This is a genomic window from Dactylosporangium sp. NBC_01737 (assembly GCF_035963215.1).
In the GTDB taxonomy this organism is placed as follows: Bacteria; Actinomycetota; Actinomycetes; order Mycobacteriales; family Micromonosporaceae; genus Dactylosporangium.
Map to the genome: position 1 here is coordinate 5147496 of NZ_CP109153.1, position 13686 is coordinate 5161181.

A 13686-nucleotide genomic window follows, 5' to 3' on the forward strand; every position below is an offset into this window, starting at 1 on the left:
CGTCATCCCCCGAACGGTGACACGGCGAGCCGGGCAGCGGCCCTGGTCGCCTTCGCCGCCAGGTAACCGACGTTCGCCGGCGACCGGTACACGCCCGTCGGCACGCATTCGGTCACCGTCACCCCGAGCCTGCTGAGCTGGTCGGTCTTGTCCGGATTGTTGCTGAGCAACGCGATGCGGTCGGCGCCGAGCGCGCTGAGCATCTGCGCCGCGGCGGTGTAGTCGCGCTCGTCCTCCCGGTGCCCCAGCGCCAGGTTGGCCTCGTAGGTGTCCAGTCCGGTGTCCTGCAACGCGTACGCGTCGAGTTTGGTGTACAGGCCGATGCCGCGCCCCTCCTGCCGCAGGTACAGCAGATAGCCACCTACGTCGGCGATACGCTCGACGGCCTCGCGCAGCTGCGGGCCGCAGTCGCAGCGCTGGCTGCCGAACACGTCACCGGTCAGGCATTCGCTGTGCGGGCGGACGAGCGGCACCCGGCCGTCGGTCAGCCGGCCGAGGCCGAACGCGAGGTGCTCCCGTGCGTCGACGAGACCATGGAACGTGAAGACGCGCGCGGTGGTGACGAACCCGTCGGGAAACCGGAGCGGCAATGTCACCTCGGTGCGGACTGCGGCAGACGGGAAGTCAATCACGGGTCTCCTTAGGACGGTCACGAGCGCGCCGGGCAAGCACCAGCACAGCGGCTCCGGGCAGGGTCGACACGAGTGCCAGCGCGCCGTACACCATCGCGGTCGCGACACCCTGGGTGGCGCTCAGGCCGGCGGCACTGAACGCCCATGCGGCGACGCCCTCGCGCGGACCGAAGCCGCCCACGTTCGCCGGCAGCACCATGGCCAGCAGGGCCAGCAACGTCAGCGGCACCAGCTGGGACAGCGGTGCCGTCGCGCCGGCCGTGCGCGCCGCCACCAGAAACGTCGCGAGGTTGCCGGCGAGGACCACGGCGGTGGCCAGGAGGACACCGACCCACCTGCGCCGGGCGATCAGCCCGTCGCGGATGTCGGTCTTCGCGGTACGAAGCGCACGCAACCAGCGCGCCGGGCCGCGCTCGGGCACGAACCGGGCCAGCAGCACGGCGACGAGCGACGCGAGCACCGCCAGCGCGACCACGATCGGCAGGTACCGGCGGATCGGCGACGGGAACGCCAGCAGCACCACGGTCGCCAGGAGCACCGAGATGACCGTACCGGCGGCGCGCTCCCACACGACCGCGCGGATGCCGCGGCTCACGTCGCCGGAGTCCTTGCCGTGCCGCATCGCGCGGTGGACGTCACCGAGCACACCACCCGGGAGCGTCGCGTTCAGGAACGTGGCGCGGTAGCAGTGGGCGACCGCGGTGTGCAGCGGCAGCCGCACCCCGAGGCCGCCGGCGACCAGGCTCCAGCGCCAGGCGCATGCCCACGTGGTCAGCACGCCGATGCCGAGCGCCGCACCGAGCGCGTGGGCGTCGATCAGGCGCAGCCCGGCGACAAATGGGCCGGTGCCCAGCCGCCACAGCAGGGCGGCGAGGATACCGACCCCGGCGAGCGGGTGTACCCAGGACCGGATCGACCGCGGCACCGGACCTCCTTCACGACAGGGATCTCCTGTCCGAGGTGTACGCACGCTGAAAGCCAGGGGTTCATTCGCCGCCGGCGAGGAGGTCCTCGTGGTGCACCACGACCCCGAGCTGTCCCGCTGCCGCCTCGGCGAGCCGGCGACGACCGTACTGCTCCGCCGGCCCGATCAGGCCCGGTTCCTGTTCGCACGCCGCGCCCAGCCATCCGCGGAACCACTCGGCCGTCAGGGTTGCGTGCTCGGATCCGAGGCGCCAGGGACTGGGCCGGACGAGCACCTCGATGCCGTGCCGGCCGAACGCCTTGACCGTCGCCTCGACCGCGTCCGGCCCGAGCAGCGTCCTGCCGCCGGCGGTGCGGCGCTGGTGCGCGTTGAACGCCTCCATGATCGCCGCGTCCAGCGGGTCCGGCGGGTCCAGCTCGATCCGGCCGATCACCGAGATCGTGAACAGCGTCGGAAACCCGGCGCACGCCGCGACCACCCGCTCGACCTCGTCGGCGGTGAACATGTCCAGGAGCGCCGACGCGGTGATCAGGTGAGCGCCGTCCAGGTCGTCCCTCGTCAGCCTGGTGATGTCGCTTTGCCGGATCTGTACCGTCTCGCGCTGGCCGATCTCCGCCCGCTCCAGCAGGTCTGCGTCGCGGTCGTGGAGCACCCAGTGCTGCGGACCGGGCAGCAGCGGTGCCAGCCAGCGCCCCATGGAGCCGGTGCCGGCGCCGAGGTCGTGGATGACGAGGTCCGGGCTTCCCACGAGGCGGGCCCGGAGCAGTTCGACGAGCTCGACCGACCGCGCTGCGGCGTCGGCCGGCTCCCGCAGCGCCAGCCATTCGGGTGTCACGCGGCTCATGCCGCCACCTCCGCTGCGCTCCGGCGTCGGCCTGAGCTGACACTGCGCTCCTGATTCGCGGCTCCTCCGCTGCGCTCCGGCCCGCTCATGCCGCCTCCTCCGCTGCGCTCCGGCGTCGGCCTGAGCTGACACTGCGCTCCTGATGAGCGGCTCCTCCGCTGCGCTCCGGCCCGCTCATGCCGCCTCCTCCGCTGCGCTCCGGCGTCGGCCTGAGCTGACACTGCGCTCCTGATGAGCGGCTCCTCCGCTGCGCTCCGGCCCGCTCATGCCGCCACCTCCGCTGCGCTCCGGCGTCGGCCTGAGCTGACACTGCGCTCCGGATGAGCGGCTCCTCCGCTGCGCTCCGGCCCGCTCATGCCGCCACCTCCGCTGCGCTCCGGCGTCGGCCTGAGCTGACACTGCGCTCCGGATGAGCGGCTCCTCCGCTGCGCTCCGGCCCGCTCATGCCGCCACCTCCGCTGCGCTCCGGCGTCGGCCTGAGCTGACACTGCGCTCCTGATGAGCGGCTCCTCCGCTGCGCTCCGGCCCGCTCATGACGGTACCTCCATCAACACTCGGGAAACCCGCGCGGACGTGTCCGCCCAGCCGGCGAGCGTGGCTCGGCGCGCAGTCGCGGACCGGCGCAGCGCCTGCCGGAGCTCGGGTTCGCTGAGCCAGCGGCGCAGCGCGTCGGCGAGCCCGCCGGCGTCGACGAGGAGGCCGGGCAGGGAACCGTCCGGCGCGCGCCCGAGTGCTTCGGGCACCCCGCCGACCGCGGTCGCCAGTACCGGTGTCCCGCGCGCGAGCGCCTCGGTGACCACCATGCCGTAGGTCTCACCGTGCGAGGCGAGCAGGAGCAGGTCGGCGCCGGCGTAGGCGGCCGTGAGCTCGGCCCCGGTGCGCGGGCCGGCCAGCACGACCCGATCCTGGATGCCGTCGGCTGCAAGCTGCCGGCGGAGCCGGTCGACGAACGCCGGGTCGCGATCGAGGGAGCCGACGCAGACGCAGTGCCAGGGCAGGTCGGCGACCTTGGCGAGCCCCTCGGCGAGCCGGTCGTGGCCCTTGTGCGGGGTGACGGCTGCCACGCACAGCAGCGCCGTGCCGGCCCCGGAGCCAGGCACGAGCGGCGCCGGACGGGCACCGGGCGGCGCGGCGTGAACCCGGTCACCGGGCAGCGCGTAGGACTCCATGAGGCGCCGCCGTGTCCAACTGCTCGTGGTGACGATCGCGCGCGCAGTGACCAGTGCCTCGCGTTCCCGCTCGTTGTCGAGCGGCATGTGCACCAGCACGACGAGGCGGAGGCGTTGCGCGTGCTCGCGGAGTACCGCCGGAACAACCGAGGCGATCAGACCGTCGAGCAGGACCAGGGCGCCGTCCGGCACGGCTGCGAGGACCCTCGCGAGGCCGGCCCGCGAATCGGCACCCAGCTCGGGCCACGTCCCGGGCACCGCATGCTCCCGCACCGTCCACCCCGCGGCGGCCAGGCCGTCGCACACCTCGCGGTCGTAGGTGTTGCCGCCGCTCGGCGTCGCCGGATCGTCGATGTCGTTGGGCAGCACGACATGAACGAGCTTCACAGGGACCGCTCGTAGGCCGCCGACGCGACATGCGACTCGTGCAGGGTGACCTTGATGGCGGACAGTCCGCGGGCGTTGCCGCCGAAGTTGCCCGCCTCGACGCGATCGGCGAGGCGGTCGGCAACGAACCGGGCGAGCACCTCGGTCGAGGTGTTCTGCCCGGCGAACACCTCGACGTCGTCGAGATTGCGGTAGTTCAGCTCACCGACGACGGCGGCCAGCTCGTCCCGGGCGCACCCGATGTCCACGACCAGGCCGTCCTCGTCGAGATCCTCCCGGCAGAATGTGGCGTCGACGACATAGGTCGCACCGTGGAGGCGCTGCGCGGGGCCGAACACCTCGCCGCGGAAGCTGTGGGCGATCATCATGTGATCACGAACGGTCACACTGAACATGGTCATTCCCCGCCATAGGTGATGAGATGGCACAACGCGGGAAGGTTGCCCGCGGCGAACACGTCAGGTAGGTCATCGAAGCGCGACTCGCCGGCGATCAGCGCGTCGAACGCGGGGTCGCGCAACAGCTCCAGGGCAAGCGCCATCCGCTCGGCGAACGTACGGCGCGGGTGGGCAACGGTGCCGACCTGGCTGCTGCGGATCGTCAACCGGCCGGAGTGGAACGCGCCGCCGAGCCCTATGCCGACCGGCCGGTCACCGTACCAGCTCAGCTCGACCACCGTGCCCTCGGGCGCGAGGAGGTCCAGCGCACACTGGAGTCCCTCGGATGTCGCGCTGGCATGGATCACGAGATCCCGGCGCCGGTCGGCGGTCTCCGGCGTGGCGAACTCGACGCCCAGCGCGCCGGCCACGGTTTCGCGTGCTGTATCCACGTCGACGAGCTGCACGTGCACGCCGGGAAGCCCGGCGACCAGCCTTGCGACGCAGCAGCCGACCGCGCCGGCACCCACGACCGTCACCCGGTCACCAACCCGTGGGGTGGCGTCCCACAATGCGTTCACTGCCGTCTCCACGGTTCCGGCCAGGACGGCACGTGTGGGCGGTACGCCGTCGGGTAGCACGTGCACGGCGCTGACCGGCACCACGTAGGCGCTCTGATGTGGGTACAGGCAGAACACGAACCGACCGTCGTCGAGCTGCCCGACGTTGAGGTAGCCGTACTTCACCGGCCCGGGGAAGTCACCTTCCTGGAACGGCGCGCGCATCACGGCGTACTGGCTCGCCGGCACGCGTCCGGAGAACACGAGCGTTTCGGTGCCCCGGCTGACGCCGGAGAACCGTGTGCGCACGAGCACCTCATCCGGGCCGGGTACAGGCAGCGTCACGGGCCGGATCTCGCCCGCGCCCGGCTCGCGGACCCAGAAGGCACGCGCTGTCGGCATCCACTACCACCAACCCTTGAACCAAATCGTTGTCGTTGACGTATCCCAGAGCAAGGTCGCACATCATGTCACGGAGGCACGGTGCAAACGGTTCGAACCGGTCCGGCAATCGGGTTTCTCGCCCAGTTTGTCCTGCTGGCCGGCCTCGGCGAGACGGCCGGCCTCGGCGGCGCCGGCTGGCTGGTCGGGCTGACCTACGGTGCCGCGCTGTGCGGCCTGCTCACGTGGGGCATGCACCGCTCGGGTGCGCTCCACCTCGGTCCTGCCGACTGGGTGACGCTCACCCGGGCGGTGCTCGTCGGCGGCGTGGCCGCGCTGACCGCGGACTCGTTCGACCAGCCGGTCCCGGTACGGCTGCTGGTCATCCTGACGATCGTTGCTCTTGTGCTGGACGGCGTCGACGGTCAGGTCGCACGGCGGACCGGCACCGTGTCAGCGCTGGGCGCGCGCTTCGACATGGAGGTCGACGCCTCGCTGCTGCTCGTGCTGAGCCTCCACGCCGCGCACCAGGTCGGCGCGTGGGTGCTCGCGATCGGGCTGATGCGCTACGTTTTCGTCGTCGCAACGTGGTTACTGCCGTGGATGCAGGCGACGCTCCCGCCGCGGTACTGGCGAAAGGTCGTTGCCGCGACCCAGGGTGTTGTGCTCGTGTCCGCGAGTGCCGGCGTCATTGCGTTGCCGCTGATGGTGGCCGCGCTGATGATCGCGTTGGCGCTGCTGGTGGAGTCGTTCGGCCGCGATGTCGTGTGGCTGTGGGCGCGCCGCGTCCCCAAGGTCAGGCGGCATGTGGTTGAGGATCAGTGGCCGGTCGAGCAGTTCCCCGCCGGCAGGTCCGCACCCATCGCTCCATAAGGGATTTCATGCGGGGTGCGCGGACGCCGGTGCGCGCGACCGTGATCCCGGCGGCGGCGAGGACTGCGTCGAACGGGGCCGGGTACTTGCCGTCCTGATCCCGGGATCAGGTACTTCACCTGGCATCCCACGTCCTCGAGGTCCATGACGAGGTTGCGGACGGCCTGGGTCACCGACGCGGCGGTCGGGTGCGTGGGCCGATCCCGCCGTCCGCGAGCTCCAGGTAGATCCGCCTCCTCGGCGTGCTCGTAGTACTTCTCCGCGATGTCGTCGAAGAGGAGGACCTCGAACGGCAGCGCGTGTCTCAGGCGGAGCCGGTACTCGACAAGCCTTTCCTCGGCAGGGTCATAGATGACCCGGTCAGCGGCTGACCAGGGCCGCGTGTTCGTGACGACCTGCCTCGGGAGCGTCAGTGTGCTGCACGATGCGATCGTCCGTAGCGGGTATCAACCGTACGAGGTGTTCACCGAGTTGATGAACCCGCAGCAGCAGGCGACCACCGTCCATAAGCAGCCGACGACGGCGATCTGTGCGCACACCCGCTCGTTGGCGGGCATCCACGGCGAGCGGGCAAAGGCGACCACCGCGACGATGACCCCGACAGGGCCCAGGCCGAACGCAAGGGCGAGCGCGACGTAGCCGAGAGCCGGCGAATCCGGTGCGGACGAGGGCGGGCGCGGACCGGGTGGCGGCGGAACGCTCATCCTGTACGGCGGCAGGGGCTGCGTCCGGACGTACCGGTGCGGTCGGGATGCGACGGTCCTGCGGGAGCACCTGATCACTCCCGCCGCGCACGCCGTCAGGGCGCACTACTACGGCGCCGCCGCGCCGGCGCCCTCCCTCCCGCCGGACAGCCGTCCGGTGCTCTACCTCCCGCCGGACGGGCCGGCAACCGCCCCACCGGACGCGGCGTGGGCGCCGGGTGACGAGCGGCGGATCGGCGCGGAAATCTGCTTCCTGCACGACGACGCCCTCGAGACCGCCGGTGCCGGCCGTGCCTGACTGTGGCGGGAGGCCACCGCCGACCGCCTCGACGGCGCAACATCCCGCGTCGCCCAGGTCCGCGTCGCCCAGGTCCGCGTACTGCGCGCGACGCCGGCCGCGGCGGCGGTGCGGGGCGGCCTGGGTGCCCAGGCACGGCTGCTGACCGGGCTCACCGGACGTCACCGGCTGCCGGCCGTCGTCGAGCTGCACGACGAGGAGGACACCTGCACGCTGGTCACCGCCCGGCCGCCCGGCCCGACCTGGCGGGAGGCGTACGGCCCGCGCCCGGGCCGGGCGCTGGACCGGATCACCACCGCGGCGGTCTGCGCGACGGCCGTCACCCTCGCCGAGGCGCTGACGGAGCTGCACCTGACCGGCCACGCCCACCGCGCCGCAGGCCCGGACACGGTCGTGGTGGACCCGCGTCGCCGACTCACGGCGCTGCGCGACGGCGGGTTGACCGCGCTGCCGAGGACCGTCCCCGACGGGCCGGCGGACCACCGGGCGCCGGAGCAGACGGTCGGCGCGGACACCGCCGGCGGGCCGGACACCGCCGTTGACGTGTACCGATTCGCGGCACTGCTGTACGCGACGCTGACCGGATATCCGCCGGACCGGCCGCCGCTGCCGGTGGGGGCCAGCTGCCCGGACGTGCCGCAGGCTCTGGATGACCTGCTGCTGTGCGGGCTGAACGCCGACCCCGCGCTGCGCCCGGCCGGGCTCGAGCCGTTCGCGGCCGAGCTGCGCCGGATGGGCGGCGGCATGCGATGACGGTCGTCGAGGTGCAGCTGCCGGGTCCGCTGGCGCTCGTACCATCGCAGGGGGCGATGCGGCGGCTCGGCCACGACCTACCCGACCCGGTGACCCTCGCTGCGGAGCTGACCCGGCTGTCGCAGCGGGACGGGCTGCCGGCCCGCATCGACGAGAGCCGCGGCCGGCCGTCGCTGGCCGTCTACACCGACTCGTGCGTGCTGTGGCTCGGCCTGACCCAGAACGGTGACGCCTACCGGATCAACGGCGCGGCGCCCAAAGGGCTCAAGGACCACGCGTCGCTGGTCAAGGGCGCGCTGCTCCTGCGGACCGGGGCGGCGTGGTGGGCGCTGCCGGACGTCGCGGACGTGGCGCGGATGCGCCGCGAGCGGGACATGACGTTCGACACGTCGTTCTCGCAACTGCTCGCCGCCTGGCGCACCGGCCTGGCCGTCGCCGCGCCGCCGTCCGTGAACCCGGCCCACACCAGGTTTCTCGACGTGCTGAACGAGGTCGTCGAGGCGGGGCGGGAGATCGAGGCGGCGAAGCTGCGCGACGCGGAACCGCTGCGCTACCGGCAGCGGGCCGCCACCCGCGAGCAGCGTTACTCCGCCCGTGGCGTCTACGACTTCACGCTGCTGCGGCGGCCGGACCTCGTCAGGGGCGCCGTCGTGCGGATCGAGGAGCGACCGGCGCTGCGCGGGCGGGTCGTGCACATCCGGGACCGCACCGTCACCGTCCGGTTCGAGTCCGCCGTGGACTTCCCGGCGATCCCGCCGCAGGGCGGGCTGCGTCCGCTGCCCAGCGACCGGGTCGGCTTCCTCGACGAACTGCGCCGGTTCAACGTCGCCATCAGCCGCGCTCGCCGTCAGCTCGTCCTCGTCGGCGACACCGAGACCCTGGAACGGGCTGGCGACGAGGCGTTCGGCCAGGTCATGCAGGCGATGACGGCGTACCTGCGGCACAGCGGCGACCTGCGCACCTCCGCCGAGATCAAGGCGGTGCTGTAGATGGCGGCCATCTGCCCGGTGGCGCGGGCGGTCGAGCACGCCGCCGGCCTCGCCGGGGGTGCAGCCGCTGCGGGTCTTCGCCGTGCTCTGGCCACTGTGGCAGGTCGAGATCACCGCACGGGTCGAGGACCCGGCGGAGTACGAGCTGCTCGACTCGTTCGTCACCCGGGCCGTCGGCCAGGCGGGCCTCGACACGGCAGCAGCCGTCGCCGGCTTCCTGGGCCTGGGGGAGCGCACCGTGCGCGGTTGCGTGCAGTACCTGATGACCGTCGGGCACCTCACCGCCGACGGCGAGCGCCTCGAGCTGACGCCACGCGGCCGGCGTTCGATGCACGACGGCCGCCGGTACGAGTCGAAGGAAGTCCGCCCGCAGCTGCTCTTCGACCGGTACACCGCCGGGCCATTCCCACGCTCGCACTACACCAACGCGGTCGCCGTGCTGGACCGGCCCGACCCGTCGCTGGACGGTGTGCGCGGCAGCCGTTTCACCGCATTGTTCGCCGGCACCACGTTCCGCCCCGAGATCGTCGACGCCCTCGTCCGCCGGCCGGACCGAACCGGCTACAACGTGCCAGCCGAGATCGACCGGCCACGCGTCGAGGGCCTGCGGGACGCGTGGCTGCCGGCGTATCTCGTGCGGACCGGGCAGGGGCTGCTCGCGTACACGGCCGCCAGCGACGGCCGTGACGCCTTCCTCGAAGGGCTGTGCCGCCAGGCGCCGGAGGTTACCAACGCGCTGCCGGACACGCCGCCCGAGGACGCCGAACGCCACTGGAAGGAGTGGCTGCGCAAGGAGCACGGCGGTGGCATCCTGCGCCGGCAGCCCAACAGCGTCTGGCGCGGCACCCTGCCCGTGTCGGCGTTCGCGGCCAGCACCCGGCGGCTGGCCTCCTACGTGGTCCACGACGAGCAGTTCCTGCAGCTGTGGTGCGACGATCAGGCGCTGCGCCGCACCGCCATGCGCGATCGCGCGTTGCGGATCGCGCAGAGCCGCGACGTCGACAGCCGCGCCGCCCTCGACCGCCGCCTCGGCGACCTCGGCCGCCAGTACGAGGTCGCTCCATCCACTGTGGACGAACTGCGGGCGCACGCCGCACGGACCGGCCAGGAGGACCTGCTCGCCCGCATCGACGCCCTGATCTCCGACCGCTGAACCCCCGTACCACCGCTGCGGCGCGGGCCGTGTCAGCCTGCATGCGCAACGATCGTCACGATGATGAGGGGTGAACGGTTGTCCGGACGATATCTGCTGATCACCGATTTCGATGATGACGTCCTGCCCGCGGCCGGCGACGATCTGTACATCGTGATGGACTCGTTGCCGGACTAGGACAGCCGCACCACCACGATCCGGTCGGTCGACGTCGACGGCCGGTTCGTGCAGGTGGTCGTACGCGGCGGTGGTGGTGCGCTGGCCATCCGCTATCGCAAGCACCGGGCCGATGGGATCGGGCAGGTCGCGGACGTCCACGTTCTCGCCGCGTACCGGGCTCGACAGGTGTCGAATGGGCGCACCACGGCACCGGCTACGCGACGACGGGTCTGTCGATCGTCACGGCGATGCTCGACCTCGCCAAGCGGCGGCGGCGGGTGGGACTGCCGCCGTCAGCGCCGTTGCCGATCAGGTGGGGGCGGTGCGAGGTGATCACGGGTGACACGTTCCGGGAGAGGGCCGGCTGATGCTGCGGGCCACGACCGTGGACCCGCGGCGTCGCCATGGTGTGGCGATCAGGCTGCCGCAGGGCGAGGTGCTCGACGGCGACGAGTGGGCTGCCGACCGAAGTCTGTTTCTGGCCCGATGCGGCCGGTGAGGAGCTTGAGCTGACGTACCGGTCCCCGCAGGGACTGCTGCAGGTCAGCAATGTGCACACCGAGAGCGTCGGCAGCGGCCGGATGCCGGGTCGCTGTCGGCCAGGTCGGGGGTGTCCGGCGCTTCGGGTGGCTTTGCGGGTGATTGGACGGGTCGTACACTCGACGGCATTTGCCGGATTCACAGGGGTCCACCGGGTTCGACGCGGCATCCGGATGGCACCTGCGCGCACCTCCCGGGGTGCGCCACCGCCGGCCATTCCTGCCTGACTCGACGCCGCTGACACGCGTGCTCGGCGCCCGCTGACACGTGTGCTCGGCGCCCGCTGACACGTGTGCTCGGCGCCGCCGGACGCGCGTGCCCGGCGGTGGGGGACACCCGTGTCCGGCCGCGATCCGGACCGAAGCCTAGGGAGATCATGAGAAGGTCAGCCGTTATCGTCGGAGTGGTGTGCGCCGCACTCATCGCGTTCGGGTTCGCCGCCGTGCACCGGACCAGGTCGACGCAGTCCTTGCCGAACCAGGGCGGTCTGCATGTCAGCGGCAGGGACATCGTCGAGGGCGGCGGGGAGGCCTTCGTCATGCGGGGCGTCAGCCACCCGTACGCCTGGTACAAGGACCAGAACCAGTCGTTCGCCGACATCAAGCGGCTGGGCGCCAACACCGTGCGGGTGGTGCTGACGGACGGGGTCGGCGCGGACGAGGTGGCCGGCGTCATCTCGACGTGCAGGCAGCACCGGCTGATCTGCGTCCTGGAGTACCACGGCACCACCGGGTACGGCGAGGACGCCGCCTCCGTCACGCTGGACGCGGCCGCGGACTACTGGCTCGGGCTGCGGCAGGTGCTTGCCGGCCAGGAGGCCTACGTCGTCATCAACGTCGGCAATGAGCCGTACGGCAACCATGACACCGCCGGGTGGACCGGTGCGACGAAGGGTGCGGTCGCGAAGCTGCGCGGTGCCGGGCTGAAGCACCTCGTCATGGTCGACGCGCCGAACTGGGGGCAGGACTGGTCGGGCGTCATGCGCGGCAACGCCTCGGCGGTGTTCGACGCCGACCCGCTGCGCAACACCGTGTTCTCGGTCCACATGTACGGCGTGTACGGCACCGCCGCGAAGGTCACCGGCTACTTCGACGCCTTCCGGGACGCCGGGTTGCCGTTGGTGGTCGGCGAGTTCGGGTGGAAGCACTCCGACGGCGGCGTGGACGCCGACACGATCATGCGCGAGGCGCAGGCCCGCGGGATCGGGTACCTGGGCTGGTCGTGGAGCGGCAACGGCGGCGGCGTCGAGTACCTCGACATGGCCGACGGCTTCGACGCCGGGCGGCCGACGGCATGGGGGCGGCGCATCTTCGACGGCGCCGACGGCATCCGGGCGACCGCAAGGGAAGCGAGGGTCTACGGGGGCGCAGAGGCGGCGGCGGGAAAGGTCAGAGGTCCCGTCCACGGGTAGTCACTCAACGCCCGTCGGGTACGGGCGAGGAGGGAGAGCCGACGTGGAACGATCGACGGCAAGGCAGCCTGACCGGGGCGAGACCGGCATGGAGCAGCCCGGCATGTTCCAGCCGAGGCAGGCGCGGGAGTTGCACCGCAGGACCTCCCGCTGGCGGCCGGCGTACCGGCCGCTGATTCTCGCCTACCTGGTCATCATGGCCAGTGACTTCTGGTTCGCAGGGCCGATCGCCGGGGTGCTCGGCTGGCCGCTGACGGTGATGTGGACCTGGCCGATCTTCACCACGCTCACCGGCATCGTCGGCATACGACGGACCCGCAAGGCACTGCGCACATCGGCGGCCCGGTGGTCCGGCCAGGGCCTGACGGTCAGCGGCAGCTTGCTGATCGTCGTCGTGCCCACCATCGGCCGGCACGACACGTACCCGGCGCTGGAGCGTTCGGTGCTGTCGTACCTGGCCTTCCTGCCGTCCTGCTTCCCGCGGCTCAGGATCGACATCGTCATCGACGAGGGCTGCGAGGCGGCGGACCGGATCGCCGAGCTGGCCGCGGGAAGCCCGCTGATACGCCTGGTCACCGTGCCGCGGCGGTACCGCACGGCCAACGGGACGAGGTTCAAGGCCCGTGCCACGCACTACTCGCACGAGCTGCGCATCTGCGAGCGCGAGCACCGCGACGACGCATGGGTGCTGCACATGGACGACGACACCGGGGTGGGTCCCGACACCGCGCTGGCCGTCGCCCGGTTCATCGAGGAGCAGGCCCAGGCCGGCCGCGACGGCAAGCACCTCGCCCAGGGCATCCTGACGTACCCGCGCGAATATGCCGCGAACAAGCTCACCTGGCTCGCGGACTCGGCCCGGCCGGCCGAGGACGTGGGGCGTTTCTCCGCCTGGACCGGCAGCGGCACGCCACGCGCCGGCGTGCACGGTGAGCTCCTGCTGGTGCGGGCCTCGATCGAGGCGACGATCGGGTGGGACTTCGGACCGCGCAGCATCGTCGAGGACGCCCAGTTCGCGCTGATCTTCAGCGCCCGCTACGAGGGGCGCAGCGGCTGGTTCGGGGGACGGTGCTACGGCGCGTCGCCGGCCAGCCTCCGCGACTTCTTCCGGCAACGCGAACGCTGGTCCTGGGGGCTGGCGGGCCTGGTGTTCAACCCGTCGCTGCAGCTGCGCAACCGGCTGCTGCTCGGGTATTCGGTGATGTCGTGGGTGGTCGGCCCGATCCAGAACGTCGGCGTGGTGATGCTCATCGGGGTGCTGATCGCCGATCCCAACACCTCGCCGGTGACGTTGCTCGTCATTCCGCTGTGGGCGCTGAACATGGCGTACGTGGTCTGGATGTACTGGGAGGGCCTGCGGGTCAACGCCGAGGTGTCCGCCGACGGCCGGCGCAGGTGGTGGGAGTCCCTCGCGGTGATCCTGCTGATCCCGATCTTCGGGCTGATGGAGAGCATCCCGGGGCTGCGCGGGTTCATGAAGTTCGCCCGGCACACCGAGAACAAGTTCCTGGTCATCGCGAAGCCGTCATGA

At 71.9% G+C, this 13686-nt stretch carries 14 protein-coding genes; 8 read left to right on the forward strand and 6 right to left on the reverse strand.

Annotation, left to right across the window (positions count from 1 at the left end; genetic code table 11):
• Positions 1 to 2: 2 nt before the first annotated feature.
• The 6 genes from OHA72_RS23260 to OHA72_RS23285 form a co-directional block, all read right to left on the reverse strand.
• Entirely contained in the window at positions 3 to 629 is a 627-nt protein-coding gene (locus OHA72_RS23260) for a GTP cyclohydrolase II (protein ID WP_327011645.1), read from the reverse strand.
• Positions 625 to 1557: a lysylphosphatidylglycerol synthase transmembrane domain-containing protein gene (locus OHA72_RS23265; protein WP_327009887.1), complete on the reverse strand. Its 933-nt coding sequence runs from the start codon at positions 1555 to 1557 to the stop codon at positions 625 to 627. Before OHA72_RS23265 ends, OHA72_RS23260 begins: the two co-directional genes overlap by 5 nt.
• 61 nt (positions 1558 to 1618) lie before the next feature.
• Positions 1619 to 2401, reverse strand: a complete 783-nt coding sequence (locus OHA72_RS23270; RefSeq protein ID WP_327009888.1) for a class I SAM-dependent methyltransferase — start codon at positions 2399 to 2401, stop codon at positions 1619 to 1621.
• Between the two features lie 530 nt (positions 2402 to 2931).
• A complete protein-coding gene (locus OHA72_RS23275) occupies positions 2932 to 3957 on the reverse strand; it encodes a glycosyltransferase family 4 protein (RefSeq protein WP_327009889.1) in 1026 nt (341 codons plus the stop codon).
• Positions 3954 to 4352, reverse strand: a complete 399-nt coding sequence (locus OHA72_RS23280) for a 6-pyruvoyl trahydropterin synthase family protein (RefSeq protein ID WP_327009890.1) — start codon at positions 4350 to 4352, stop codon at positions 3954 to 3956. The genes OHA72_RS23275 and OHA72_RS23280 overlap by 4 nt, the downstream gene beginning before the upstream one ends.
• Before the next feature lie 2 nt (positions 4353 to 4354).
• A complete protein-coding gene (locus OHA72_RS23285; RefSeq protein ID WP_327009891.1) occupies positions 4355 to 5296 on the reverse strand; it encodes a zinc-dependent alcohol dehydrogenase in 942 nt (313 codons plus the stop codon).
• An 81-nt stretch (positions 5297 to 5377) separates the two neighbouring features.
• Between OHA72_RS23285 and OHA72_RS23290 the strand changes: the two genes are divergently transcribed.
• The 8 genes from OHA72_RS23290 to OHA72_RS23325 all read left to right on the forward strand — a co-directional run bounded on the left by OHA72_RS23290 (position 5378) and on the right by OHA72_RS23325 (position 13686).
• Complete coding sequence (locus tag OHA72_RS23290) at positions 5378 to 6148, forward strand: CDP-alcohol phosphatidyltransferase family protein (RefSeq protein ID WP_327009892.1); 771 nt, start codon at positions 5378 to 5380, stop codon at positions 6146 to 6148.
• Between the two features lie 381 nt (positions 6149 to 6529).
• Positions 6530 to 6787 (forward strand): hypothetical protein, encoded by a 258-nt coding sequence (locus OHA72_RS23295; protein WP_327009893.1) that lies wholly within the window; start codon positions 6530 to 6532, stop codon positions 6785 to 6787.
• 222 nt (positions 6788 to 7009) lie between these two features.
• Positions 7010 to 7150 (forward strand): hypothetical protein, encoded by a 141-nt coding sequence (locus OHA72_RS23300; protein ID WP_327009894.1) that lies wholly within the window; start codon positions 7010 to 7012, stop codon positions 7148 to 7150.
• Between the two features lie 108 nt (positions 7151 to 7258).
• Complete coding sequence (locus OHA72_RS23305; protein ID WP_327009895.1) at positions 7259 to 7903, forward strand: protein kinase family protein; 645 nt, start codon at positions 7259 to 7261, stop codon at positions 7901 to 7903.
• Positions 7900 to 8892, forward strand: coding sequence for an AAA domain-containing protein (locus tag OHA72_RS23310; protein ID WP_327009896.1), 993 nt, complete (start codon positions 7900 to 7902; stop codon positions 8890 to 8892). The genes OHA72_RS23305 and OHA72_RS23310 overlap by 4 nt, the downstream gene beginning before the upstream one ends.
• An 82-nt stretch (positions 8893 to 8974) precedes the next feature.
• Entirely contained in the window at positions 8975 to 10045 is a 1071-nt protein-coding gene (locus tag OHA72_RS23315) for a hypothetical protein (RefSeq protein WP_327009897.1), read from the forward strand.
• A 1105-nt stretch (positions 10046 to 11150) separates the two neighbouring features.
• The gene (locus OHA72_RS23320; RefSeq protein WP_327009898.1) at positions 11151 to 12155 is read left to right on the forward strand and encodes a cellulase family glycosylhydrolase; all 1005 of its coding nucleotides are present in this window, start codon (positions 11151 to 11153) and stop codon (positions 12153 to 12155) included.
• 43 nt (positions 12156 to 12198) lie between these two features.
• The gene (locus OHA72_RS23325; protein WP_327009899.1) at positions 12199 to 13686 is read left to right on the forward strand and encodes a glycosyltransferase family 2 protein; all 1488 of its coding nucleotides are present in this window, start codon (positions 12199 to 12201) and stop codon (positions 13684 to 13686) included.